This is a genomic window from Pseudoalteromonas luteoviolacea CPMOR-1, from assembly GCF_001625685.1.
GTDB classification, from domain to species: Bacteria; Pseudomonadota; Gammaproteobacteria; order Enterobacterales; family Alteromonadaceae; genus Pseudoalteromonas; species Pseudoalteromonas luteoviolacea_K.
This window is the reverse complement of the sequence record NZ_AUYC01000044.1, coordinates 1-24,657: the sequence shown is the minus strand read 5'-3', so window position 1 is coordinate 24,657 and position 24,657 is coordinate 1. Positions and strand designations below refer to the sequence as shown.

Below are 24,657 nucleotides of genomic sequence, written 5' to 3'. Positions count from 1 at the left end.
ACGGAAGTCGGTTTTTTTATGTCTGAATGTTACGACGTTTAGGTATCTGAGTATTCTATACAGCTGTGAGTCATTCAGAGCGCTACGCTTCACAAAGTACATTTCAGGTAATCTATGCCATGAATATGTCGTATTTGTCCAATATTTATGATCAGCTCCTCAATATGCTTGTGTTTAACATTAGCTAAGTAATAGGGAAAGAGGCATGAATTCGATCTACACAGGAGCGCAGCTGGCGCTGCTATATCAAGACATTAGGTTACAGCATGAAGAAAGTACTGTATTTGTTGATTGCGGTTTTAAAGATGCGACATTAGAACAAAAGGAAATTTTAGCCGCACTCAAAAAGAAGTGTCTTACTAAAGCACAATTGGAAATTGTGAAACCCTTCTTTTTACAAAAGAATATTCGAATTGAAGCGCACGTAAAAATCAAAAAAAGATTCTTTTTTGGTTTATGATCAGGCATATTCTCAAGGCATTAATTTACCTAAGGAACTGCTGTGTCTATTCGCTCTTTTAACGTCAAACTTTTTATCCTCTTGCTAATATTGCAGGCAAAACTAGCGGTTGCGATAGAAGTGGGCGCTCAGCAATCAAATAGGTATCTACCTTTATTAGAAGGGAAGCGTGTTGGGTTGATAGTTAATCAATCCTCACAGGTCAGAGATTCGCATTTAGTTGATTTCTTGATTAATAATCAGGTAAATGTTGTGAAAATTTTTTCTCCCGAGCATGGTTTTAGAGGGGATCAAGACGCAGGCGCGCATATTGAGAACAGTATTGATACAAAAACGGGTCTACCTATTGTCTCTTTATATGGAAAGCAAAAACGCCCTACCAGTGATATGTTGATTGATGTAGATGTGCTCGTTTTTGATATTCAAGATGTTGGTGTGCGTTTTTATACTTATATCAGTACCATGCACTATATGATGCAAGCTGCCAAGGAGCATCAAAAATCATTCCTTGTGCTAGATAGGCCTAATCCAAACATTCAATATATTGGTGGCCCTGTACTTGATATGGCATTTCGTTCATTTGTAGGCATGCACCCCATTCCGGTTTTGCATGGTATGACGGTTGGAGAACTTGCACAAATGATTGAAGGAGAAGGATGGTTAACGGGCTCAAGCGAGCTGGACCTGCATGTTATTCCTGTCGCTCAATACGACGCGTTAGATCACTACATTTTGCCTGTTGCTCCCAGCCCAAATTTGCCTAATCAGCAAGCGATTTATTTATATCCTTCATTGTGTTTCTTTGAAGCGACGGCTGTGTCTATCGGGCGGGGAACTGATTTTCCCTTCCAAGTATTTGGGCATCATCAAGTAAGGCTAGGAGAATTTGGCTTTTCACCTCGTTCAATCATAGGTGCTGCCCGCTTTCCAAAATTAGAAGGGGAGCAAGTATGGGGGCAGGATTTGCGCAAAAGTGTTCATACAGGTTTTGATCTCACTTGGTTTGTCGCAGCATACACCGCGTTTGAGCACCAAAATCAGCGCTTTTTTACATCACCTAAATTTTTGGATAAATTAGCTGGTACGAATATTATCAGGCTGGCAATAGAGCAAGGCTTAAAAGCGCATCAAATAGAGGCGATTTGGCGCCAAGAGATAGCAGAGTTTGAAAAGAAAAGAGTGCCTTATCTGTTATATCAGAGGTAAGGCACACAGCATTAATTGCTAGATATTTAGCATATCGCTCATATATTCATTTGAGCGATCTGCACGGCGTTGCCAGTGTAGGTTTGACTGAGCTAAAGAGATAAATAGGACGTCAATTAAGTATCCTAGCGATGCACGTGTTAATACTGCAGAGTGTTTAACCGCTTCGGTTTCTTGGATGCAGTATAGGCAGCTATCGGCATAATTGGCTAACTCACTATGACCATAACGTGTCAAAGCTAAGATTTGGCACTCATTTGTTTTGGCCTGCTGTGCAAGCTTAACAATGCTTTTGACCGCGCCAGAATTACTCAAACAAATGAATAGGTCATCTTTGCCCATGGTAGCCACATAGCTGGCTGCGCTCAACTCATCAACATGTGTAACAGCACACACGCCTAGTTTTTGTAATTTTAACGTTAAATCTTGTGCCATGGTATGCGTTGAACCAATCGCACAGACCATTACTTTCTTTGCCCCTTTGATTGCCTGAACCGCTTGCTCAAATAACTCTGGTGTATTTAATTTGCTAGTAGCAACGAGAGTTGCTTGCTGATTAGCAATCAACTTTTCAGAGATATGGGCAATAGAATCATTCTGATCAATTTCATTTGATAGCGGCGTATCTTCTTGTGTTTGTTCATTTAGCGCATCGACGACAGCTAATTTGAATGCTGGAAACCCTTTATAACCTAGTTTCTGAGCAAACTTTACAACACTTGACTGACTAACACCTGCTGATTTTGCAAGCTCTATCGAAGATAGGCCTCGAATTTTTGAACCTGACTTTAACGTAAAGTCTGCTAACTTTGCTTCACTTTGTGACAGTGAAGGCTTCAAAGCCTTTATTTTTACAAAAGTAGACATGAGGATCACCTGGTAACTAAAACTAACTTAAACTGTCCATATTATAGGTTCAATTGGAACGTTGCGATAGATTGTTTCGGAATATTATTGCGTTTTTTGATTTATGCGGCTCTAGTTAAGGTACTATTGTTGCATTTGTGAAATTATGTGCCCGAAATACTTGGTTTTTTTACCAAAGCGTTTAAGCTACCATGGTGATAATTTGTTCAGTTGTCGTTGAGGATTTACCTCTTGCAACCTTAATTAGCTACTGTTTTCAGTGCTTTTCACCTAATTAAAACAAAAAAGGAAAGCTATGTCTTGGTATTCTGTTTTGCCACCCTTGATAGCCATTGTCGTTGTTTTTTGGCGAAAAGAAGTCATTTTAGCATTAATCTTAGCTTTAATTTCATCAGAGTTTTTACTGGTTATTACAGGGGAAACGCAGTCTATTTTCGTTACATTTATTAATAGTATTGAACGAATAATTGGGGTAGTAACCTCAGCAGGGAATAGTCGAATACTGATCTTTAGCATTGTAATTGGTGCTTTGCTGGCTTTTATCAGAGAGTCAGGAGGGGTGTCTGCAACAGTGCAAAAATTGATGAATATAGGTGTTGCTAAAAGTAAAAAGCAAGTAGGGTTACTCACCATGTTTACGGGCACTGCCGTATTTATAGAATCGAACATGAGCGTACTCACCGCCGGGATTGTTTCTCGAGGTTTATTTGATAAATTCAAAATGAGTCGTGCTCGCCTTGCTTATATTATCGACAGCACAAGTGCGCCAGTATGTATTTTGATACTACTTAATGGTTGGGGCGCTTATGTACTTGGCTTGTTGAGTAACTATGACTTGGAACAATCTGCGGTGAGTATTTTATGGGGCAGTGTCGCCTTCAACTTTTATGCGATTATCGCCTTATTGATCGTACTCTATACAATTGTGTTCGATAAAGTGCATGGCCCGATGAAAGTTGCTGAAGCGGAGCTTAAACAAGAACAGCTTGAGTTGGACTCAGGTCCGAAGGCTTCTAAGGCGCGTTTTATGTTGGCCCCTTTGGGCACGCTTATCTTTGGTATGGTCGCTTTTATGTATTGGACAGGGAATGGTGAGCTTGCTCGTGGTAGTGGTTCTAAATCCGTGCTTTATGCAACCATTTTAGCGTGTACGGTTGCTTATTTTTTACTTATAAAAGAACGACAGTTTACTCATCACCAGCTGATTGATATCGGGTTTAAAGGGATGGGAGAGTTGTTACCTTTAGTGAGTATTGTGCTCTTGTCGTTAACGTTAGGGGCCAGTTTAAAAGAATTAGGAACTGGTGTGTTCGTGGCGCAGTTAGTGGGAGCATATCTTCCCATTTATTTGATTGTGCCCGCCATATTTTTAACTGGGGCCATAGTGTCCTTTACAACGGGAACGTCTTGGGGAACATTCGCTATTTTAATTCCCATAGGGGTACCGCTTATTCAAACTTTGGGGCTGCCTCCCTCGTTGGTTATTGGAGCGATTTTGAGTGGCGGTGTATTTGGTGATCATTGCTCGCCCATTTCTGATACCACAGCGGTTTCAGCGTTAGCGTCCGGTTGTGATTTATTGACTCATGTAAAAACCCAACTCCCCTACGCACTTACGGGGGGAGCATTGGCGCTAGCCGGGTTTATCTTGGTGAGCATGCTCTTGCTTTAAGGGCATGCATAAAGTGCGGCCCCTGAAGGTGGGGCAGTAATGTTAACTAGCTGCCCTGATTGATTTTTACTTAAAGCCAAAAGCTGACCTTGCTGGTAGTCAAATGCCCGCTCAGCCGGGACGATTAGCTCATTGAGCAAGCTTTCTCGCACTTCAAATAAAGTCTGGTTGTTGCAGTCTGCGATAAACCATACTCCCTCTTCTGAGTGTACTAGCTTTCCATAAAACTGGCTGACCTCTCTAAGCTTTTCCTGTGAACCTGCCAGAGCATCGTCTAATTGCGTTTTTTGTTGTGCGATTGTTGTCTGGTAACTTCCCTCTACAATATTATGTGTTTCAACAGTGTCGTACTGCTGTGGTGAAAATGAGTGAGGTTCAAGTTGTGCAAGAAAAGTTTCAAAATCACTGAGAATACTCTGCAAAGACAAACTGCCAATCAGCGCAACTAGACAGCAAGAGCTGGCCCATAGGCTTGTTCTTAGCCAAAATTGTCTAGTGTGTTTACGGTTTTCAAGCCGGCTTAGCCTTTTCAATTTACGCACTTGCTTGGGCGACATTTTTTGATGCCTTTTAGCTGCACTATACGCTTGTTGGAGTTCATTTATTTTCGGCTGTGAGTCGTTCATGTCAGATCTCCTAAAATTTGTTTCAATTGTTGCTTCGCGTATCTTAAGCGTGTTTTAACTGTTTCTTGGTTAATGGTGGTGATCTGCGCAATCTGCTTCAGCGAAAAACCTTCTAGTTGAAGACAGATGGCTTCTTTTTGGGCTTGAGGTAATTCTTTAATCGCACTGTATAACTGCTCGCAGCAGGCTGAGTTGAAACTGCTGTCGTCATCTTGTGTGCATATATCTGTATCTGTGCTATCACATATATGCTTGTTTTGCCTTCTGAATTCATCAATGAGTGCGTTACGTGCGATTTTAAAAATATACGCTTTAGGTGTGTGGTTACTTTGATAATATTGACGTTTCTCAACAATTGAGAGCCAAGTTTTCTGGCATATATCTTCGGCGGTTTCCGGATCACTTTGCGTGCATAAGTAGTGATAAAGGTCAGGATTAAAATTATCAATTGCCTGTTCTAAATAACGATTTTCACCACTGCGTTTAAATTCATGCAGAGGATCATGTGCGTCAGTTTTGTCCTGGATAAACCAATTTTTTATGGCAAGTAGCATCGTTTCTCCGCGGTTAATTCTTCTATTTATTTTACAGATTTATATATTTTGACCGCTGAGTTTTTACCCAGCGGTTTTTGCTGTTTGCTTACTGGTTTAAATTAAACTCTAACACAACAGACTGCCCAGATTGAACTACTGGCTTACCATTAATCATTTTAGGGCGGTATTTCCAACGTTTCAGCGCTTTGAGTGCTGCGCGGTTAAACACCCGTTTAGGTTTTGCGTCGACAACTTGGGCATCGATCACTTGTCCGTTAGGCGAGATACTAAACGCCAATTGAACCCAACCTTCTATGCCATCTCTTGCCGCTGCAGCCGGATATGTTGGCTCAATGCGCACAATAGGGGCTGCGTGCGTATCACTCATTTGTAATGTATTTTGCATTTGAATTGGAGCTGATTTTACGCCAGATGTTATATTGACCTCTACGTTCACACCAGTGGTCTCAGCCGGAGGTGTATTTGGTTTAGGTGGTGCTTTTTGCACTGGCTTTGGTGGAGGAGGAAGTACCCGGCGGGTTTCTACTGGGCTATCCTCAATATCCTGTGAGATTACAACATCAATAACGGGGGCAGGTTCTGCGATAAATACTTTGTCCTGACTAATTAATTGATGCATGAACGCAAATAAAGAGAACGTCACAACCAGTGCGCCAATAAATGATAAAACGAGTTTATTAAGGGCTTTGTATGGAGCCGGTAATTGCATATTTGTGATTGAAGTCGTCATAATTTTCCCCTCTTTTTGCTAGTAAAACGGACTAGGTCAAAAAAAGGGGTGATATATTTTTTTATTTTCTTTTATTAGTCATTAAAATGCTCTGAAGTCGCTTAATAGGAAAAATCATGCAGTTACAAGACATCGATAAATCAAGGTACAGACAACATCTCAACTGGGTGATTGGTGTATGCATTATGAGTTTAACGGCTGGCAGTTTAGGCATTGCGCAACTGTTAATCTATCTGTTACCGGATGCTGATGGCAGCCATTTTCACTGGAATTTACTTGGGGTGATCATAACATGTGTGGTCATCGCGCTTATTCTGAAAAAAATTAAGTATCACCCATTTATGGCTGAGGTTGTATATGTGTGGGAGTTAAAGCAAGCGCTGAACCAAGTAACACGAAAAATGCCGAAACTAAAAAAGGCGGCTCAGCAGGGGGACGTGAACGCCATGCTTGCCATGCAGTTTAGTTATACAGGTTCTCGACAGTTGTGGGGCCTCGATGACAATACAATTACGATGGAAGAGCTGGCGATGTGGCAAGCTGAGCTCGATAGTCTGGCAAAGAAGTACAATACAACGTTAGATGTTAAGCAATACAGTGCACACATATTGAAAAACTTTTAGGTCGAATAAAAAGTAAATTGATTTTTAGAGGTCTTTTTAATTGAGTACATGGCGACATCGGCACACTCTACCAAGCCTTTTAAGGTATTAGCGTGTGTAGGAAAGTGTGAGATACCAATACTGACACCAACATGCAATTTTATCTGGTGTCCATCTCGCTCGTATAGTGTCGGTGTATTAATTGCCTCAAGAAGCTGTTGGGCAATGTTGTTGATTGTATGTTTGTCAGAGGTTTTAATTGCGACGACAAACTCATCGCCGCCCCAACGACAAACCAAATCGCTGTTGGACACAATATAAGAAATGCTTTGTGCAACATGTTTCAGTACTTCATCACCGGCATTATGGCCGTAAATATCGTTTATCGGTTTGAATTCGTCAAGATCGAGCAACAACAAACTAAACTCAGTATGCGTATCAATCCAATCAATCAGTGAAAGCTCCGCGCCATAGCGATTATATAAGCTGGTCAAACTGTCTCTTTGTGCACGATGACTGAGTTGGTTGAGCATGGTTTTACGGGAAGTAATGTCTGCCAAGAATACTTGAAAATACCATTGTCCGTCACTTTCAGTATTAAGGATAATGATACTTAACCAAACCGATGATAACGTGAGCGGATTCGTAAATTCAAATTCTGCCTGCATAACTTGTTTTTGCTGTATGCTGTTTTCGGTAAACGTGTATAAAATATCTGGGGTTTTGCAGTATTGTCCTAAGTTATCAGGGAAACGTTCTTCACAATCTATCCCCATACCTGCCAGTAAATCTTTGGCGGCATCGTTAACCAAGGTTACATCCCCTTGCTCTCGCACAAGCAGTGTGGGGGATGAACTTCTCTCAAACATCAAGCGAAACCTTTTTTCAAGTTGCTCTATTTCGAGTCGCAAGCTGCGCTCTTGTTCGAAGAGCATTTCAGTATTGCTCAACATTGCGTTGATATTTTTCCCAATCTTACCTATTTCGGTAAATTCATGGTCTTCATCGATTTCGATTCGGTGTGCGCTGCCTGGGATGATACTCGTGAGTTGCTGGCTTAGCTGTCCGAGTGGTTTTGAAATCAAAAAAAATGACAAGATTGCAAAGAGTAATAGCATTGGGACTATCACAATAAGTAAGGTTTGCACTGAGGAAAGTGCAATTTCACGGGCATTTTGGCGAATAAATTGTGTGTTAGGTACAACGTAAATAAAGCCTATACTTTCATGCAAGATGAACGGGTTAGGTAAATCAAAGGATTGAGCTTCGCGCTCTGTGAACAAGATACTCTTTGCCAGTACCGTTTGCTGGTTGGTCAGTGCTGCAGACTGAATGATGTCATTACTCACGAGGCCATTCACCACCTCATTTGCTAAGTCTTTGTCTTCTAAATATGCCGCAATGGATGCCGTTGATGAGATCGTTTGGCTAATTTGCAATACCGCTTCGTCGGAGTGTTTTAACTCGGTCTCATAGATGTAGTTATAATAAATATACGCATAGACAGCAGAAAAAATAAAAGTTGAAAAACTTAAAATTATCATCAACCTAATTATTAAGCTTTGTCTACTTAGCAAAACGGTACACTACTTTAAGTTCGTTAGTCACTGCAGTTGCAGGAATGTAAGCAATTGCACTTGGGGTTGTCATTACTTTATCAATTATAGCGTCAATTGTAGGGTACGCCTGAGGAGGAGAAGCTTTACCGCTAAATTTAACGCGAGACCAATACGCGTTTATTTGGGTGATACTTCGTCCTGTTAGGGCCTCAAAGAATATACTGCGGAGGTTGTGCCCTTTAGTGTAATCTAACGTCACAGCAAGATGTCCGTTAGGAAACGCAAGATATTTACCCATATACATATCAATAAGTTGACGTTTATCAATATGTTCAATCGGATTATGTTTATTCACTACGATGACAATATCACTTTCTGCGGATACCAAATTACACCACATTAATATTAGTAATGACGCTAGGCTTGGGAGAACTTTATTCATTAGAACACCCAATTAAGGCTGATACCCAGCGTGTTAAATGAATTGTCCATATCTCCGCTTGTTAAATTTCGATGCAAATAAAAAGCAGAGGGTAAGCTATCCACAGCGGTATGTTCTAACTGAACTTTAAGTGCTAACGAATGGCTGAGCTCAGAGCGCATTGTTAACGAAAATGTATTTTGATCAACTAGGTAAAAATTAGTATGCCTGATCAGCGTATTGTATAAAAGGTCAAGTTCTGGTGTTGATATAAGCGGCCGCTGTGGTGTTCTATTATTTGATTTAGCCTGTGCAAAGGTCGCCATAAATGTGTGGTTATCCATATAAAAGCCCGCACTGATATACCCTGCGGTGAGTGCTTTTAGTACCTGTGAATTTGAATCAATATAAGATATCTCGCTTTGCCAAAACCAATGGCTGTCGTCGTAACGTGCCCCAATGGCTGAATAATTGAAACGTTTACCTATGATATTAAGTGAATCAAGTAAAGAGGCCTTTTGTGGCCAAACTGCGTCAGGGACAAGGGTTAATGCCGCCTGAAGCTGTTTTTGCTGTTCGTTTTCATTACCTGATTGAGTCGCAGTATAGTTCGCTCTGAGTGTCCAGTCATAGGATTGCCATTCGAGCACTAGGCCATAAAGAGATTTTAACTCGACATCCCAAAAAAAACGGTCATCACTGACAATGGGAGCTGTGGATTTACCCGCAAAGAACTTACCACTGAACAGACCATGAGGCAGGGGGTGAGTATATTTGATATCGATGCCGTCTAAGTTTTGATGGGGAACAATGGCATAAAATTCTGTGGGGGGATGATCATAGGTATAGGTGTAGCCGATATCTCGATGTTCAGTCATCATAAACAAGTCAAGGCCAGTCCTACCTACTCTTATTTGCCAGTTTGCATTGAATGAATGACGTAAGAAAGCCATCTGTACAATGTTATCTATGTTTTGCTCTTCATTATCTTTCAGTAATACTTGCCCTACGAATTGCGTAGCACTATTAGCTTGCCACTCAATTTGGCCACCAATCGAGGAATTTGTGAGTCCTAACTCACTTTTATAGGTAGCATGTGGTTGGGAGATATGTTGCCTTATTCCGGCGGTGTCAGAATCAGTGACAACTAAGCCAACGGTAGCAAAGCCGTCCAACTTGAGTTGTTCGCCAAAACTATTAAAAGAGAGTAATAAAAAAAGTAAGCTTAACAGCCTCATTGATGACCCGCTGTTGCCATGTATAATTTATGTCTGTAGATAAAGACTAGCGTTAATGTGCACATTTACCAGTTTTGTGTATTTTGACTTGTAAATTGGATTGTTTGTCACCATATAAACAGATATATCCATATTTGTGATATTATCACATTTTTTTATTAGGTATTTTCAAGCCGTGGCTGAAGTTAGAGCAAGAGTTGAGCTGAATGTAGGGCAGCGTAGTCATATTCCCGCAGAGATTGTATCTTTTGAAGGACTGAAAGATGGTGAAGAGCATGTGGCATTAGTGTTTAATGGTGCTGACACCAAACAAGAAGTGCCATTGATAAGGATGCACTCTGAGTGTCTGACCGGCGATGTTTTTCATTCATCAAGATGCGATTGTGGTGAGCAGCTTAACGAGTGTATCGAAGAAATGCATCAAAGTGGTGGTGTACTGCTTTACCTTCGACAAGAAGGCAGAGGCATTGGCTTATATAATAAAATTGATGCATACGTGTTGCAGTCTCAAGGTATGAATACCTACGAAGCGAATAATCATTTGGGCTTTGATGATGATTTACGCGACTTTTCTGATGCGGTGCTGATGTTAAAAGCGCTGGGCTTGAGCCATGTGAAATTAATGACAAACAATCCACGTAAATTAAATGCACTCCGTCTTGCGGGTATTGAGGTTGAAAGTGTCGTCGGCACGCAGGCCCATGTAAAAGCTGGAGACTCGGGTAATCGTAATTATCTAGAGACTAAGGTGAAGCATGGTTCTCATATGTTGGATATGGAAAAAATAAATAAGCCTAAATAAATGAGTTGATGTTGAATTGCTCTATTTAGTAAATTAATTGATAGGGCAAATCGCAATGTTGACCAATAATTTTCTTAGTATTTGGTCATTTTGTTGCGTTTACTAGCGATTAGCCTCACAAAGCGCCTTTCAAGTACTCTTTTGAATCAGTATAATTAACCTGTTTTATAACTAAGTTAGTCATTTATGTCTGCAGATTTTCGAACATTTAAAGCAAGTTTTGGGATGAGTTGGTTTAAAGCCGGTTGGGCGGTCTTTAAAACTCAGCCTTTGACTTTTATGATGATGTACATCTTTATTGTAATAGTGGGACTCTTTCCTTTTGTCTTACCTAATCCAATCGTACAGATGTTATGTGCGCTTGCTGGCCCATTTTTAACTGTTGGCTTTTACAGTGCCGCCCTGAATATACAAGCCGGTAAATCAATCATGCTTGCCGATATATTGAAACCATTTTCGGCTAAGGGCCGCCGTTTAAACATTTTTCGTTTGGGTTTGTATCAACTCGGCGTGGCCTTGCTTTTAGGTGTGGTCATGAGTCTGCTATTTGAGCCTGTTACTAGCGCGTTGCAAAACCATACCCAGGAACAAGATATACAGGTAGTGATGGCGGAAATTGCCGCTGCGATTAGCCTTGCGGATATAGCTATTTTTATAGTCTTGCAGTCACTTGCAATGATGGCTTTTGCCTATGCGTTACCGTTGGTTTATTTCAAAGAACAGGCAAATATTTTCGGTGCGATGAAACAATCCCTTAAGGTGTTTTACTACAATATGGCACCACTATCTGTATTTGGTGGCATTGCTGCGCTATTGATGATAGCGTCAACCCCATTATCCTTAGTGCCGCTCATATTTATCATGCCCATCATTTATATTGGTTTTTTTGTATCTTTCCAGGCGATTTTTGCAAATCAGAATCCACAAAATGAAAAAGAGACAGGGCCAGAAGACAAAAACGTTCAAAGCGCTCAAGAGGAGACTGGTCAAACGGGCCGATTTGACGCGTAATGGATGATAAAGAAAAACAGAAGTTAAAAAATTACGCCGTTTGGTTGTTATCAAGGCAAGAATATTCACGTAAATTACTTGGTCACAAATTACGACAAAAGGGTGCGTCAGATGAGTATGCTGATTCATTGATTGAATGGTTGTGCGATATTGGCTACCTAGATGATTTAAGGCACTGTGAAAGTTACCTAAATCGCCAGCTTGCGAAGGGGCTTGGGGAAAAACGGGTACTAATGGATGCCATGAATAAGGGCGTAGAGCGTAAGCACTTGGTGCAGCTCATCGAAGAAAGAGAAATAGATTGGTTCGCAGTAGCTCAGCAAACTTATGAGAAAAAATACGGCTACTCGTCAAAACAGTTAGACTATCAAGAAAGGTCAAAGCGCGTAAGGTACATGATGTATCGAGGCTTCAGCTATGACCAAATAGATTTTGCAATACAATCTCAAAGTGACCGTTAATATTAATAACTTACTTTGTGATTGAGAGCATATAGCAGCAATAAAGGGTGAATAATCACATGCAGCACATGACTACCGCACAGATTAGGCAAAGCTTTTTAGACTTCTTTGCTAAACAACACCACCAAGTGGTGCCATCAAGTTCTCTGGTACCAGGGAACGATGCCACACTACTGTTTACGAATGCAGGTATGGTGCAATTTAAGGATGTTTTTTTAGGCGCTGAAAAACGTCCATATAACCGCGCGACGAGTTCACAGCGTTGTGTACGTGCTGGTGGTAAGCACAATGATTTAGAAAACGTTGGTTACACAGCTAGACACCATACATTTTTTGAAATGTTAGGTAATTTCAGCTTTGGGGATTACTTTAAGCAAGATGCCATTAAATTTGCGTGGGCGTTTTTGACAGATGTAATTCAGCTACCAAAAGAGAAGCTGCTAGTAACGGTTTATCACACTGATGAAGAGGCCTATGACATTTGGGCAAATCAGGTTGGGGTACCTGCAGAGCGCATTATTCGCATTGATACTTCTGATAACTTCTGGTCTATGGGTGACACAGGCCCTTGTGGGCCGTGCTCTGAAATCTTTTTCGACCATGGTGAACATATTTGGGGTGGTCCTCCAGGAAGCCCAGAAGAAGATGGCGATCGTTTCATTGAGATCTGGAATCTTGTATTTATGCAGTACAACCGACACGCTGATGGCACGATGGAGCCATTACCTAACCAGTCAGTTGACACAGGTATGGGTCTTGAGCGTATTTCTGCAATCATGCAAGGCGTGCACTCAAACTATGAAATTGACCTTTTCCAGGCCTTGATCAAAGCAACAGCAGCCGTAACTGGTGCGCAAGATTTGGAAGATAAGTCGTTACGTGTTGTGGCTGACCATATTCGCTCATGTGCATTCTTAATTGCCGACGGCGTAATGCCATCAAATGAAGGTCGTGGCTATGTGTTACGACGTATTATTCGTCGCGCTGTAAGACATGGTAACAAATTGGGCGCGCAAGGTGCATTTTTCCACAAACTAGTGGGTGCATTAGCGGAGCAAATGGGTGAAGCATATCCTGAGCTAATTAAGCAGCAAGCGATCATTGAAAAAGTACTTCGTATTGAAGAAGAGCAGTTTGGCAAAACACTTGACCGTGGTTTAGCTATTTTAGAAGAAAACTTAGCAGGCCTTGAAGGGGATGTTATCCCTGGTGACTTGGTATTTAAGCTATACGATACTTATGGCTTCCCAGCAGATTTAACAGCAGATGTTGCTCGTGAACGATTCATGACCATTGATGAGCGCGGTTTTAAAGCGGCAATGGAAGCGCAGCGCAAGCAAGCCCAACAAGCGGGCAAATTTGGTGCTGATTACAACGAACAGCTGAAGTCTGAAAAGGTCACTGACTTTAAAGGTTATGATGCCGTTCAATACAGTGGCACTGTGGTTGAGTTATTTGCAGAAGGTGAAAGTGTCTCTGAACTGACAGAACAGCAAAAAGGCATTGTGGTACTTGACCGTACTCCATTCTACGCAGAGTCAGGTGGTCAGGTTGGTGACTCGGGTGTTTTAAAAGTAGCGGGCGGCGAATTTATTGTCACAGATACGCAAAAGCTGGGTAATGCGTTTGCACATCACGGTTATGTGGCCGGGCGCATTGGTATCAACGATAAAGTCGATGCGCAAATTGATGCCCAGCGCCGTGAACGTATCAAGAAAAATCACACTGCAACTCATATTTTACACGAGGCGCTTCGTCAAATTTTAGGTGAGCATGTGGCGCAGAAAGGTTCATTGGTTATGCCTGATAAGTTGCGTTTTGACTTCTCACATTTTGAGGGCGTGACAAAAGAGCAATTGAGAGAGATTGAAACAACGGTTAACAATGAGATCCGTGCAAACTTTGCGTTAAATACCCAGCTAATGGATATTGAAGATGCAAAAGCCAAAGGGGCCATGGCGCTGTTTGGTGAAAAGTATGATGATGAAGTACGCGTTGTTTCAATTGGCGATTACTCAATTGAGTTATGTGGTGGTACACACGTAGAGCGTGCTGGTGACATCGGCTTCCTAAAAATCGTCTCAGAAAGTGGTATTGCTGCGGGTGTGCGCCGTATCGAAGCTGTGACTGGTGAAGATGCAGTGAATTACGTTGCAGAGCAAGAGCAAGCGCTTGCAGATATCGCCGCATTGGTAAAAGGCGATAGTGCAAGTGCGCTTGAAAAAGTGGCTGCCCTGATTGAAAAAGCAAAAGGTCTAGAGAAGCAAGTCGGTCAGTTGAATGACAAACTAGCAAGCGCGGCGGGTGCATCTTTAATTGAGTCTGCGGTTGATATAAACGGGATTAAGTTACTAGTTGCAAACGTTGCAGGCACTGAGTCTAAAGCACTTCGCGGCATGGTCGACGACTTAAAGAATAAGATGGGCTCAGGTGTGATTGCATTGGGTGTTGCTAATGGTGATAAAGTCAGCTTAATTGCGGGTGTGACTAAAGACCTGACTGGTCAAGTTAAAGCGGGCGAGCTGGTTAACCACATGGCAGCACAAGTTGGTGGTAAAGGCGGCGGTCGTCCAGATATGGCACAGGCTGGCGGTTCACAACCTGAAAACTTGGAATCTGCTTTAGCAAGCGTTCCTGTGTGGTTGAATGATAAAACGCAATAACTTGTGGCTTTAATCGTAAAAAAATTTGGCGGCACCTCGGTTGGCTCGATAGAGCGAATTGAGGCGGTCGCCGATTTGGTTATTAGGGCTAAGCAACAGGGTCATCAAGTTGTTGTGGTTGTTTCTGCGATGTCAGGAGAAACAAATCGTTTGCTGTCGTTGGCAAAGCAGATTGATGATAGACCCAGTGCGCGAGAGCTCGATGTGCTTTTAACTGCAGGAGAGCAGGTTTCTATTGCTTTATTGGCCATGGCCATCGTGAAACGCGGCCACTCTGCGGTGAGTCTCTTGGCTGACCAAATAGGCATAAAAACAGATAACATTTTTGGCAAAGCGCGTATACAGAGTATTGACGTCAACCGTTTGCAACAAGAGCTAGAACATAACAGGATAGCGATTGTGGCAGGGTTTCAAGGTCGGGATATTGAAGGCAATATTACAACTTTGGGGCGTGGAGGAACGGATACATCGGCGGTGGAAATTGCTTCGGCAATTCGTGCTGATGAATGCCAAATTTATACTGACGTAGATGGTGTATACACCACGGATCCTAGGGTAGAACCCCGCGCTCGGCGAATGGCGCAAATTACCTTTGAAGAGATGTTAGAGTTATCAAGTTTAGGTGCAAAAGTACTACAGATCAGATCCGTAGAAGCGGCAGGGAAGTACAATATACCTTTAAGGGTTTTATCTACCTTTAAGCCAGATTCTGGCACGTTAATTAGCTATGAGGAGCCGAAAGTGGCAACTAAAACCGTATCTGGCATTGCATATCAAAAAGATGAAGCCTTGTTGCTTGTACGTCAATTACCTGAAAACCCTCATTCTTTAGCGAAAATACTTTGCTTACTTGCTAATTATGACATCGAAGTGGACATGATAAGCCAAATTAATCATCAAGGCGGTAAAATAGACTATGCTTTAACTGTACACAGTAATGAGTATGCACAAGCGCTAGACGTATTGACCACCAACTTATCTGAATTAGATGCTTCAAATGTAGACGGTGATCAACAAGTTGCTAAAATCTCTGCAGTGGGAGTTGGCATGAAGTCTCACTCCGGTGTTGCGGGTACGTTTTTTGATGCGTTAGCTAAAGAAAATATTCATACACTTTTAGTGTCGACCTCAGAGATAAAAATTTCTGTTTTAGTAGAAGAGCGTTACTTAGAGCTGGCAGTTCGAACACTTCATAGTGCATTTAGCTTAGAAAGTGGTGAATAAGCGATAATTTTGCTTACTTTTACATGAACTTTTAATTAAAATGAATTTGACGCGGAATCTTTTAAATTTTGGAATAACAGGAGCAAGAGAATGCTAATTCTAACTCGTCGTGTAGGCGAAACTCTGATGATTGGTGATGAAGTGACAGTGACTGTACTTGGTGTTAAAGGTAACCAAGTGCGTATCGGTGTTAATGCACCAAAGGATGTTTCGGTACACCGTGAAGAAATCTACATGCGAATTCAAGCGGAAAAGTCTAATCCGACAGGCAACATGTAATAGACTTGATGTTATCTATGTTCGAGAAATGGCCACTAAGAGTGGCTATTTTTTTGTCTGCTGTAAGATAAAGTCATATGCTTCTTGGGATAACGCTTGTCGTGATATGTATTGTCGGTACTTAGCGTGCTCAATTAACAAGCCTTTATTAGTTTCTATTACCTTATTGATTTCTGACCAGTGCAGCTCAAATGCACGATATGGATTTTGTGCCTTAATACCCTCCTCATCGATCTCAAGAGAGACTTTTGAACCACTTGCTCTACTGACCATTTGTCGAGCGACCCACCATGGGCGACGATAGTAAAAAGAAATACCTTCGATAGCCGCAAGCACAAATAAAAAGTTCCCAAGATAAGCTTGATTGATTAAATAGTGAGATAAAGCACCTAATATCAATAGAAAGCCAATCAGGCCATATTTGGGCTTATGATGCTGGCTCAGCGCCACCGATTCATCAAAGCATTCCTGAAAATATTGCTTGTCTAAGGTGAATTCACTTTGAAACACGAGTATTCCTCAAGTTGATTAATGCCTAATTATACGATCTTCACTAAAGCGTTTAAATCTCAAAATGTACCCTTTGTATTTTTACTGTGGGCTGCCCCTATATTCGTACCTAAGTCACTATTTATGGTGTTCTACCTAAAATTATTGAGTATTTACTCTTGTTGCGAAATTTAAGATGTGATTATAGGTAAGACCAATTGTTTTTATTTGGTGTGTAGTACTTTTATCATATTCCTACCCTTCTAATTAGCGATATTTAGTCCTTATATCTTGAGTATTTTTCATATTTATTTGGTGTTTTTCACTTTTGTTTACCATTATTGTTGATTAAGTGTGTGAAATAACAACAAAAACATTAATTGGTAATACCAATTTACAACCAGCTTTACATGAAGGAATTGTTTGATATGATGGTTGAATAAATATTTACAAAAGTTGCCTATCTATTTCATTGTGTGGGTGGGTGTATACAAATAAATAACAACTAAGGGGGCGGAAATGGAAATCAGCGAATTGCTAGCGCAGGCTGCCAATCTTATGTTAACAGGCATGATTGGGGTATTTTTGTTTTTATCAATTCTTATCTTTGCAGTGAAGGGGCTGTCCAAGCTTGCTGCAACAGAGCAAGAACCACAGCAACCTGCAAATAAAAAATCATCAAAAGCAGTATCTACAGGTGTGCCACCAGCACATGTTGCAGCAATAAGTGCTGCGGTTTCTCAATATAGACAAAATAATTAAGGGGTATCTCATGTCAAAACTCAAACTTACGGAATTAGTCCTAAGAGATGCTCATCAATCTTTACTTGCCACTCGTATGCGCCTTGAAGATATGCTACCAATCGCAGAAGAGCTAGATAAGATTGGGTACTGGTCAGTCGAGTCATGGGGCGGTGCAACCTTTGATGCGTGTATTCGATATTTAGGCGAAGATCCTTGGTACCGGATCCGTGCCCTCAAAGAAGCTATGCCAAATACAAAGCAGCAGATGTTGTTGCGAGGTCAAAACTTACTAGGCTACCGTCATTATGCTGATGATGTAGTTGAAAAGTTTGTGACCCGTGCGCATCAAAATGGTGTTGATGTATTTAGGATCTTCGACGCCATGAATGACGTTCGCAATTTAGAAACAGCTATCCGCGCAGCCATCAAAGTAGGTGCACATGCGCAAGGGACCATTTCGTATACTGTCAGCCCAGTACATAACCTAGAAAGTTGGCTTAAGCAGGCTAAGCAGCTTGAAGAAATGGGATGTCATTCAATCTGTATTAAAGATATGGCAGGGTTACTCAATCCATATGACGCAGAGACATTGATTTCTGAGCTCAAACGTACAGTGTCTTTGCCAATCGCAATGCAGTGTCATGCGACTACCGGTTTAAGTACCGCAACCTATCAAAAAGCCATTGATGCGGGTATTGATATGTTGGATACCGCTATTTCGTCAATGAGTATGACGTATGGACATAGTGCCACAGAAACGCTTGTTTCGATTGTCGAGGGCACTAAAAGGGATACTGGACTTGATTTGGGGCAGTTAGAGTCCATCGCGGCGTATTTCAGAGATGTACGTAAAAAGTATGCGGCGTTTGAGGGGAGTCTAAAAGGCGTCGATGGACGAATTTTATCTGCGCAAGTGCCTGGCGGCATGCTGACCAATATGGAAAACCAACTTAAAGAGCAAGGCGCAGGCGATAAACTTGATGAAGTATTGAGTGAAATTCCCCATGTCCGTAAAGATCTAGGTTACATTCCACTGGTTACCCCCACATCGCAGATAGTGGGTACTCAAGCAGTTTTGAATGTGCTTACCGGTGAACGATATAAGACCATTACGAAAGAAACCTCAGGTGTGCTAAAGGGCGAATACGGTGCGACACCGGCCCCTGTTGATGAGCAACTTCGAGCACGTGTATTAGACGGTGCAGAGCCTGTGACTTGTAGACCCGCAGATCTCATTAAACCTGAAATGGACAGCTTAGAAGCGGATTTGTTGTCTAAGGCAAAAGCTGAAGGTATTGAATTAGCTGAGCAGGTGGTCGATGACGTTTTAACCTATGCATTGTTCCCACAAATTGGCTTAAAGTTCCTGAAAAATAGATATAACCCTGAAGCGTTTGAGCCAAATCCAAGCCTAGTTGTGAATACTGCTGTTGATAAAGCGGCCAATCGACCTGCGCCAGCTAAAAAGCAAGGAAATGAACGCTACAGCGTGAGAGTGGACGGCAAGGTCTATGATGTTGAGGTCTCTTCAGGTGGTCAATTACAAGAGATTGCCGTTAAGGACAGTGAACTGATGCCACAATCGGCATCTGTTAGCTCAGGTGAAACATTGAATGCGCCACTGGCTGGTAATATTTTTAAGGTGCACGCAAGGCCTGGTGACGATGTAGTACAAGGAGATGTTGTTCTGATCATGGAAGCGATGAAAATGGAAACCGAAGTGCGTGCTACTTCGACTGGTAAAATCGCAGATATTTTGGTCTCCGAGGGTGACTCTGTCTCTGCTGGCGATGCCATTATAGAAATGGCTTAGGAGCGTTTGAGATGGAAGGATTGCTAAATTTATGGCATGCAACGGGCGTAGCAAATTTGACGCTGCCCGCTTTGTCTATGATAGCTGTGGGCTGTGGTCTATTGTACTTGGCTATCGCCAAAAAGTTTGAACCGCTGTTGCTAGTACCGATTGGTTTTGGCGCGATATTAACGAATATTCCTGTTGCAGCCTTATCAGAACCTGGTGGACTGTTGTACTACGTTTATTATATTGGGATTGATAGTGGTATTTTTCCTTTGTTGATATTTATGGGCGTAGGGGCGCTAACTGATTTCAGTGCGCTTATCGCGAACCCTCGCATGTTATTGTTAGGTGCCGCAGCGCAGTTTGGGATATTTGCGACCTTGTTTGGGGCTATTCTGCTCAATTTCATTCCTGGGTTCGAGTTTACGTTACAAGATGCATCTGCTATTGCGATAATTGGAGGGGCTGATGGCCCGACAGCCATCTTTTTGGCCTCGAAATTATCCCCCGAGTTGTTAGGGGCAATTGCAGTTGCGGCGTATTCTTACATGGCATTGGTGCCAATTATTCAACCGCCTATTATGCGTTTATTGACGACTGATGAAGAGCGTAGCATTGCTATGCCGCAGCTGAGAGTAGTTTCTAAACGAGAAAAAATTCTGTTTCCACTGATGGTGTTGGCTTTAACCTTGTTATTTTTGCCAGCCGCAGCACCTTTGGTAGGTATGTTCTGTTTGGGCAACTTAATGCGTGAATCAGGCGTTGTAGATAGGTTGAGTAATACGGCGCAAAACGAACTCATCAATATCACAACCATTTTCCTTGGCTTAGCAGTTGGGTCAAAATTAGCCGCCGACCAGTTTTTGACAGTGGAAACATTGGGTATTTTAGTACTGGGCGCATTGGCGTTTAGTATTGGGACTGCATCAGGTGTTTACATGGCAAAAATCATGAACCGGTTATCGTCAAACCCAATAAACCCACTCGTGGGGGCAGCAGGAGTATCAGCAGTACCTATGGCTGCTCGTGTCGTGAATAAAGTGGGCTTAGAGTCTAACCCGCATAATTTCCTGTTAATGCACGCTATGGGGCCCAATGTCGCAGGGGTGCTCGGTAGCGCGGTTGCAGCAGGCATCTTGCTTGCTTTAGTGAATTAACAACACTCTCCAACCTTTAGTGGGGCTTTTGCCCCACATTTTTTCCTTCATTTCAATAGTGAGCTAAGTACAGCTCACTTTTTTGTCGTTGGCTGTGCTCACGCTTGTATAAATAACGGGCCAATTGACTGTGTCCGTGTTATAAAGTGATCAACTGATCAAAGTTAAGGAATACCATGCATATTATTGTGATATTAGTTTGCTTAGTCGCTGCGTTGCTGATTCTTATTCCACTTTTAGAAAAGTATCAAGGTAAAATGGGACTAGATAAAGCGCAAAAGTACGGTAAATATATACTGCCTTTGGCTATGCTTGGGGTGGTTGTTAACATCATTCACTCTATGATGCAAAGCTAAATATGTGGTTATGAAGCAAAGCCACCGAAATGGCTTTGCACTAACTCAGTCATATATTAATTGGCGGATTGTAAGTATTTTTGGATGAACTCGGTGGCTTTCATATATGACTCTTCAAGTTCATCTCGTAACTGTATCAATTGATCACTGCTCATTTCTTCCGTTTTACATCTTGATTCAAACTTTTCAGCAATCAAAGCAACTTGCTCTGCACCAATGGTACGAGAGATGGACTTAAGCTGGTGACATGCCTCAATAATTTCACTTTGACTCGATGAAATAACCGCGCCATTAATGTCACGAGCCAATTCGCTACTCTGTTCTAGGTACATTCTAAAGAAGCGAAGTCGTTTAGCACTATCGTCGTTGACGTATTTATTGAGTTGATCCATGTTGATAGGGAGTTCATCAGCTGGCTCTTCTTTTACGGGTGCTATGCTCATTTCTTCTGATTCAATTACCATAGTGTCAGGCGCTTCGTCTTCAAGGGATGGCGCATTGTCCATTGCTGTAAAGCTAGGCAAAGCAGCACTTTCTGAAGAAACAGGCATGGCTTCAACGCTTGCGTTTGAATCTGTGGCATTTACATTTTCATCACGGTTTATCGTTGTCTCAGGTTCAATAGCAGTCTTTGCTATAGCCTTGTTTTCCGTATGCTCCTGTTGTGTGTTAGCACTGGTTTCAGGTTGCTGCGTCGCTGGTTTGGCGTTATGTCCAGAGGCGTTCTGCCATTTTTCTAATGTCGCTTCCAGGACATTTAATTCTACAGGCTTGGTAATGTAATCATTCATACCTGAAGCGAGGCAACGGTCTCGTTCACCTTTGAGTGCATTGGCTGTGATAGCAATAATATATGGTTGTGCATTGATGTCAGGTGATTGTTCTGCGATATCTCTGATTTTGGTAACCATGTCATAACCAGACATTTTAGGCATATGTAGGTCCGTTAACACCACAGCGTAGTGGCCTTGTTGCCACATTTTTAAGCCTTCTTCACCGTTTTCAGCTACTTCAACACCATAACCAAGTAAATGAAGCTGATCGGTCAGTACTTGCTGGTTTAATACGTTGTCTTCGACCAGCAACACTAATTTATTTTCAGCTTTAGCATCTTCAATATTCAAGTAGCTGTTCATTGTACGAGATGGCTTGAGCTGTTTGGGTTTATGCAGGCCTACAGCGACCAGCACTGCGGTCATAAAGCTTGTTTTACATAAAGGCGCTGCATTTAAATAGAATATGTGGCCGTGATTGAGTGCAGATTCATCCATCGTACTGAGCACAATGACTTGCTGGTTGTTGTGCTCTATGGAGTAAAGTAGATCTCTGAGTTGCTGATTTACTTTATCCATGCCATCAAGACCATCGAGCACCCAAACGACATCTTGATCATATTGATGCTCGTCAATTTCACTTGCGTCGACAACAATGGCCGAGTTTGCACCCATAAATGATAAGTAACGAGCCAAAATAGCGCGCCTATTTGGGTTATGCGTGAACGTCACCACTTTTCGCCCGGCTAATACACCTTTATTGGCATATTCAACTTTACCACTGATACTGAACGGTAGCTCGACAATAAACTCACTGCCCATACCGATATCTGAATTGACATTAATTGAGCCTAGCATTAACTCTACAAGGCTCTTACAAATTGACAAGCCTAAACCTGTGCCGCCGTACTCTCGTGTGATTGATCCCTCAGCTTGAATAAATGGATTAAATATCTCCCTCAGCTGAGCTTGGGTCATTCCTTTACCATTGTCAGTGACCTTAAAACGCAAGGTATAGTGTTCAGAAGTATTCTGGGCCACTTCAACAGAGATTTTGACAAAGCCTTGTCGACTTTCATCGGTTGTAGTGAATTTAATGGCGTTACTACACAGATTGTAGAGTACTTGGCGTACGCGCACGGCGTCACCCACCAAGTTGCTAGGGATATCAGGTGCAATGGCTAACTGGAGGTCCAGTTTACGCTTTTTGGCGACAGAAGAAAGTACACGCGCGACTTCTTCTATGGTTTCTGACACAGAAAAGGCACTACTGTCTATTTGTAATTTACCGGCTTCTATTTTAGAGAAGTCTAATATGTCATCCAATATACCAAGTAAAGAAAAGGCAGAATCACGAATAATGGTCGTTAATCTGTGCTGTGCGCCATCTAATTCAGTTTGGCGAAGTAAATCAATGGTACCGATAACCCCATTCATCGGCGTTCTAATTTCATGGCTCATGGTTGCTAAGAAGGTGGTTTTAGCTTCAGATGCACGCTCGGCATTAAGTGTTGCTTTTTCTAATGCCAAGGTACGCGCTTGAACTTCAGTTTCAAGGCTAGTTTGCAACTGCCTTAATTCGTTCTGAGATGCTTTATTACCTTTAATGATGTCACGGATCTGATTGATTAAGGAATTTATGCCGATGGCGGTTGAGGAGAGGCCGAAACTCAATTGTTCTGTGACGTGGACATCATAGTCCTTTTTCTTAATGAGGTGCTCAAGCTCTGAGTTTAATAAGTTCAGTTCTTTGGCCAGCTTACCCACAATTTGCTTTTTGAGAAATATTGCAAAGCCAAGTGTAAGCAGCAGAGCAATCGCTGCCAATGCATAGCTAAGAGGGTTACTTGTCGCCACTGTGATAGTTGGTTCACTGTATACGAGCACCAACTCGCCGACTGGAATGTCATCGAGAGTCAGTGGTTGGTGAACGATGACTTGTCCGTTGAGTGTTAATTTGGTGCGCTGCTTGATTGGCGCAACAGGATTATCACTTGATTGAAATACCAGACTAGGCTTGCCCATTCCACTATCTGCATATAAGTAGGCATCAATATTTGGGTTGCCTGCTTTGACTGATGTGAGCATTTGCTTGGCGTAGTTATAACCAAGCTTCATCATGGTATTGCTTAGCGGTGCAGCTAAATCCTGAGCCTGTAAAGCGAGGTCTGGTTGACTATAAGTAGTATTCACTTCTTGTTTGGGCCAAAGATAGGCACCCAGTGAAGCAATACTGGTAATGATTAGTGTGACAAATACAAACAGGGGCACGAAACCTTTGATCTGTGCTTGTGAAGATTTTTCCATTGAAATAGTCCGAACAAGTAACTTTCAAATCGAGCTTTATAATAACTTCACATCCTAACACCTATAATGGATGATTTCTCTACGTTTTTACTTCTTTATTATTGTTTGTAGAAGAGCATAGTGAGAGATTTAAGTATAAAAATCAGCCTTTAGTAGCCTATTTGTGTCAATTTTGCATGAATTGTGCGCAAACAAATTATATTGCAAAAAAATAGTTGACTTGAAAGGGTAAAACCCGTTTAATACGCCGCACGCCCAGATAGCTCAGTCGGTAGAGCAGAGGATTGAAAATCCTCGTGTCGGTGGTTCGATTCCGCCTCTGGGCACCATTTTTAGGTGCGCCGACTTAGCTCAGTTGGTAGAGCAACTGACTTGTAATCAGTAGGTCATCCGTTCGACTCGGATAGTCGGCACCATTTATAAACTTGGTTCTGCATTGGAAATAAATCCAAGCTAATTAGTTGCCCAGATAGCTCAGTCGGTAGAGCAGAGGATTGAAAATCCTCGTGTCGGTGGTTCGATTCCGCCTCTGGGCACCATCTATGAAAGATGTAAAATAAAAAATTTTACTAAATCGCTTTATAAAAGCGGTTTAGATTTTAAAATGCTTTAGTTGTATTTTAAACATAAATAGTATTTGCCCAGATAGCTCAGT

23 protein-coding genes and 3 tRNA genes are annotated in these 24,657 nt (G+C 41.9%); 17 read left to right on the top strand and 9 right to left on the bottom strand.

What is annotated here, in order from left to right; translation table 11 throughout:
- Window positions 1-205 precede the first annotated feature (205 nt).
- Complete coding sequence (locus tag N473_RS18870) at window positions 206-460, top strand: hypothetical protein (protein ID WP_063369257.1); 255 nt, start codon at window positions 206-208, stop codon at window positions 458-460.
- A 48-nt stretch (window positions 461-508) separates the two neighbouring features.
- Window positions 509-1,666 (top strand): exo-beta-N-acetylmuramidase NamZ domain-containing protein, encoded by a 1,158-nt coding sequence (locus tag N473_RS18865; protein ID WP_419555161.1) that lies wholly within the window; start codon window positions 509-511, stop codon window positions 1,664-1,666.
- A gap of 18 nt (window positions 1,667-1,684) precedes the next feature.
- Here N473_RS18865 and N473_RS18860 read toward each other — a convergent pair whose 3' ends face one another.
- The gene (locus N473_RS18860) at window positions 1,685-2,533 is read right to left on the bottom strand and encodes a MurR/RpiR family transcriptional regulator (RefSeq protein WP_063369255.1); all 849 of its coding nucleotides are present in this window, start codon (window positions 2,531-2,533) and stop codon (window positions 1,685-1,687) included.
- Between the two features lie 295 nt (window positions 2,534-2,828).
- On the opposite strand from N473_RS18860, the gene N473_RS18855 reads away from it, so the two are divergent.
- Window positions 2,829-4,205, top strand: coding sequence for a Na+/H+ antiporter NhaC family protein (locus N473_RS18855; protein ID WP_063369254.1), 1,377 nt, complete (start codon window positions 2,829-2,831; stop codon window positions 4,203-4,205).
- Here the strand turns inward: N473_RS18855 and N473_RS18850 are convergent.
- The 3 genes from N473_RS18850 to N473_RS18840 form a co-directional block, all read right to left on the bottom strand.
- Window positions 4,202-4,831, bottom strand: a complete 630-nt coding sequence (locus N473_RS18850) for a hypothetical protein (protein ID WP_063369253.1) — start codon at window positions 4,829-4,831, stop codon at window positions 4,202-4,204. The two genes, N473_RS18855 and N473_RS18850, sit on opposite strands and share 4 nt — an antisense overlap.
- The gene (locus N473_RS18845) at window positions 4,828-5,385 is read right to left on the bottom strand and encodes a sigma-70 family RNA polymerase sigma factor (protein WP_063369252.1); all 558 of its coding nucleotides are present in this window, start codon (window positions 5,383-5,385) and stop codon (window positions 4,828-4,830) included. Before N473_RS18845 ends, N473_RS18850 begins: the two co-directional genes overlap by 4 nt.
- 88 nt (window positions 5,386-5,473) lie before the next feature.
- Window positions 5,474-6,118, bottom strand: coding sequence for an energy transducer TonB (locus N473_RS18840; protein ID WP_231099597.1), 645 nt, complete (start codon window positions 6,116-6,118; stop codon window positions 5,474-5,476).
- A 116-nt stretch (window positions 6,119-6,234) separates the two neighbouring features.
- Here N473_RS18840 and N473_RS18835 point away from each other — a divergent pair, with 116 nt between their 5' ends.
- A complete protein-coding gene (locus tag N473_RS18835) occupies window positions 6,235-6,741 on the top strand; it encodes a DUF3087 domain-containing protein (protein WP_063369251.1) in 507 nt (168 codons plus the stop codon).
- On the opposite strand, the gene N473_RS18830 is transcribed toward N473_RS18835, so the two are convergent.
- Genes N473_RS18830 through N473_RS18820 form a run of 3 tightly spaced genes read right to left on the bottom strand, consistent with a single transcriptional unit; the run spans window position 6,738 to window position 9,938 of the window.
- Window positions 6,738-8,264: a sensor domain-containing diguanylate cyclase gene (locus tag N473_RS18830; RefSeq protein WP_063369250.1), complete on the bottom strand. Its 1,527-nt coding sequence runs from the start codon at window positions 8,262-8,264 to the stop codon at window positions 6,738-6,740. The two genes, N473_RS18835 and N473_RS18830, sit on opposite strands and share 4 nt — an antisense overlap.
- A 22-nt stretch (window positions 8,265-8,286) precedes the next feature.
- Window positions 8,287-8,721 (bottom strand): hypothetical protein, encoded by a 435-nt coding sequence (locus tag N473_RS18825; RefSeq protein WP_063369249.1) that lies wholly within the window; start codon window positions 8,719-8,721, stop codon window positions 8,287-8,289.
- Window positions 8,721-9,938: a hypothetical protein gene (locus N473_RS18820; protein WP_063369248.1), complete on the bottom strand. Its 1,218-nt coding sequence runs from the start codon at window positions 9,936-9,938 to the stop codon at window positions 8,721-8,723. The genes N473_RS18825 and N473_RS18820 overlap by 1 nt, the downstream gene beginning before the upstream one ends.
- A gap of 175 nt (window positions 9,939-10,113) precedes the next feature.
- Between N473_RS18820 and N473_RS18815 the strand changes: the two genes are divergently transcribed.
- From N473_RS18815 to csrA, 6 genes are all read left to right on the top strand, one after another.
- A complete protein-coding gene (locus tag N473_RS18815; protein WP_063369247.1) occupies window positions 10,114-10,740 on the top strand; it encodes a GTP cyclohydrolase II in 627 nt (208 codons plus the stop codon).
- Window positions 10,741-10,926: 186 nt separating this feature from the next.
- Complete coding sequence (locus N473_RS18810) at window positions 10,927-11,751, top strand: BPSS1780 family membrane protein (RefSeq protein WP_063369246.1); 825 nt, start codon at window positions 10,927-10,929, stop codon at window positions 11,749-11,751.
- Entirely contained in the window at window positions 11,751-12,212 is a 462-nt protein-coding gene (locus N473_RS18805) for a regulatory protein RecX (RefSeq protein ID WP_063369245.1), read from the top strand. The genes N473_RS18810 and N473_RS18805 overlap by 1 nt, the downstream gene beginning before the upstream one ends.
- A 59-nt stretch (window positions 12,213-12,271) precedes the next feature.
- Window positions 12,272-14,875: an alanine--tRNA ligase gene (alaS, locus tag N473_RS18800; RefSeq protein WP_063369244.1), complete on the top strand. Its 2,604-nt coding sequence runs from the start codon at window positions 12,272-12,274 to the stop codon at window positions 14,873-14,875.
- A 3-nt stretch (window positions 14,876-14,878) separates the two neighbouring features.
- The gene (locus tag N473_RS18795; protein WP_063369243.1) at window positions 14,879-16,099 is read left to right on the top strand and encodes an aspartate kinase; all 1,221 of its coding nucleotides are present in this window, start codon (window positions 14,879-14,881) and stop codon (window positions 16,097-16,099) included.
- A gap of 90 nt (window positions 16,100-16,189) precedes the next feature.
- Complete coding sequence (csrA, locus tag N473_RS18790; RefSeq protein ID WP_023399613.1) at window positions 16,190-16,378, top strand: carbon storage regulator CsrA; 189 nt, start codon at window positions 16,190-16,192, stop codon at window positions 16,376-16,378.
- A gap of 45 nt (window positions 16,379-16,423) precedes the next feature.
- Here csrA and N473_RS18785 read toward each other — a convergent pair whose 3' ends face one another.
- Complete coding sequence (locus N473_RS18785; RefSeq protein WP_231099596.1) at window positions 16,424-16,888, bottom strand: YcxB family protein; 465 nt, start codon at window positions 16,886-16,888, stop codon at window positions 16,424-16,426.
- Window positions 16,889-17,386: 498 nt separating this feature from the next.
- Here N473_RS18785 and N473_RS18780 point away from each other — a divergent pair, with 498 nt between their 5' ends.
- The 4 genes from N473_RS18780 (at window position 17,387) to N473_RS18765 (ending at window position 20,922) form a co-directional block, all read left to right on the top strand.
- A complete protein-coding gene (locus tag N473_RS18780) occupies window positions 17,387-17,629 on the top strand; it encodes an OadG family protein (RefSeq protein WP_063369241.1) in 243 nt (80 codons plus the stop codon).
- A gap of 10 nt (window positions 17,630-17,639) precedes the next feature.
- Window positions 17,640-19,424, top strand: a complete 1,785-nt coding sequence (gene oadA / locus N473_RS18775; RefSeq protein ID WP_039611649.1) for a sodium-extruding oxaloacetate decarboxylase subunit alpha — start codon at window positions 17,640-17,642, stop codon at window positions 19,422-19,424.
- A gap of 11 nt (window positions 19,425-19,435) precedes the next feature.
- The gene (locus N473_RS18770) at window positions 19,436-20,566 is read left to right on the top strand and encodes a sodium ion-translocating decarboxylase subunit beta (RefSeq protein WP_063369240.1); all 1,131 of its coding nucleotides are present in this window, start codon (window positions 19,436-19,438) and stop codon (window positions 20,564-20,566) included.
- 176 nt (window positions 20,567-20,742) lie between these two features.
- Window positions 20,743-20,922 (top strand): hypothetical protein, encoded by a 180-nt coding sequence (locus tag N473_RS18765; protein ID WP_039611647.1) that lies wholly within the window; start codon window positions 20,743-20,745, stop codon window positions 20,920-20,922.
- Window positions 20,923-20,978: 56 nt separating this feature from the next.
- Here N473_RS18765 and N473_RS18760 read toward each other — a convergent pair whose 3' ends face one another.
- Complete coding sequence (locus N473_RS18760) at window positions 20,979-24,002, bottom strand: hybrid sensor histidine kinase/response regulator (protein ID WP_063369239.1); 3,024 nt, start codon at window positions 24,000-24,002, stop codon at window positions 20,979-20,981.
- Between the two features lie 253 nt (window positions 24,003-24,255).
- Between N473_RS18760 and N473_RS18755 the strand changes: the two genes are divergently transcribed.
- From N473_RS18755 to N473_RS18745, 3 genes are all read left to right on the top strand, one after another.
- Window positions 24,256-24,331: transfer RNA gene (locus tag N473_RS18755), tRNA-Phe, on the top strand.
- Window positions 24,332-24,342: 11 nt separating this feature from the next.
- Window positions 24,343-24,418: transfer RNA gene (locus N473_RS18750), tRNA-Thr, on the top strand.
- Window positions 24,419-24,465: 47 nt separating this feature from the next.
- Window positions 24,466-24,541 (top strand) — tRNA-Phe (locus tag N473_RS18745).
- Window positions 24,542-24,657: the final 116 nt, after the last annotated feature.

Excerpts from the sequence above, each read along its gene's own strand:
- N473_RS18870 (WP_063369257.1), top strand. The coding sequence starts at position 206 with ATGAATTCGATCTACACAGGAGCGCAGCTGGCGCTGCTATATCAAGAC.
- N473_RS18860 (WP_063369255.1), bottom strand. The coding sequence starts at position 2,533 with ATGTCTACTTTTGTAAAAATAAAGGCTTTGAAGCCTTCACTGTCACAA.
- N473_RS18855 (WP_063369254.1), top strand. The coding sequence starts at position 2,829 with ATGTCTTGGTATTCTGTTTTGCCACCCTTGATAGCCATTGTCGTTGTT.
- N473_RS18850 (WP_063369253.1), bottom strand. The coding sequence starts at position 4,831 with ATGAACGACTCACAGCCGAAAATAAATGAACTCCAACAAGCGTATAGT.
- N473_RS18845 (WP_063369252.1), bottom strand. The coding sequence starts at position 5,385 with ATGCTACTTGCCATAAAAAATTGGTTTATCCAGGACAAAACTGACGCA.
- N473_RS18840 (WP_231099597.1), bottom strand. The coding sequence starts at position 6,118 with ATGACGACTTCAATCACAAATATGCAATTACCGGCTCCATACAAAGCC.
- N473_RS18835 (WP_063369251.1), top strand. The coding sequence starts at position 6,235 with ATGCAGTTACAAGACATCGATAAATCAAGGTACAGACAACATCTCAAC.
- N473_RS18830 (WP_063369250.1), bottom strand. The coding sequence starts at position 8,264 with ATGATAATTTTAAGTTTTTCAACTTTTATTTTTTCTGCTGTCTATGCG.
- N473_RS18825 (WP_063369249.1), bottom strand. The coding sequence starts at position 8,721 with ATGAATAAAGTTCTCCCAAGCCTAGCGTCATTACTAATATTAATGTGG.
- N473_RS18820 (WP_063369248.1), bottom strand. The coding sequence starts at position 9,938 with ATGAGGCTGTTAAGCTTACTTTTTTTATTACTCTCTTTTAATAGTTTT.
- N473_RS18810 (WP_063369246.1), top strand. The coding sequence starts at position 10,927 with ATGTCTGCAGATTTTCGAACATTTAAAGCAAGTTTTGGGATGAGTTGG.
- N473_RS18805 (WP_063369245.1), top strand. The coding sequence starts at position 11,751 with ATGGATGATAAAGAAAAACAGAAGTTAAAAAATTACGCCGTTTGGTTG.
- alaS (WP_063369244.1), top strand. The coding sequence starts at position 12,272 with ATGCAGCACATGACTACCGCACAGATTAGGCAAAGCTTTTTAGACTTC.
- csrA (WP_023399613.1), top strand. The coding sequence starts at position 16,190 with ATGCTAATTCTAACTCGTCGTGTAGGCGAAACTCTGATGATTGGTGAT.
- N473_RS18780 (WP_063369241.1), top strand. The coding sequence starts at position 17,387 with ATGGAAATCAGCGAATTGCTAGCGCAGGCTGCCAATCTTATGTTAACA.
- oadA (WP_039611649.1), top strand. The coding sequence starts at position 17,640 with ATGTCAAAACTCAAACTTACGGAATTAGTCCTAAGAGATGCTCATCAA.
- N473_RS18770 (WP_063369240.1), top strand. The coding sequence starts at position 19,436 with ATGGAAGGATTGCTAAATTTATGGCATGCAACGGGCGTAGCAAATTTG.
- N473_RS18765 (WP_039611647.1), top strand. The coding sequence starts at position 20,743 with ATGCATATTATTGTGATATTAGTTTGCTTAGTCGCTGCGTTGCTGATT.
- N473_RS18760 (WP_063369239.1), bottom strand. The coding sequence starts at position 24,002 with ATGGAAAAATCTTCACAAGCACAGATCAAAGGTTTCGTGCCCCTGTTT.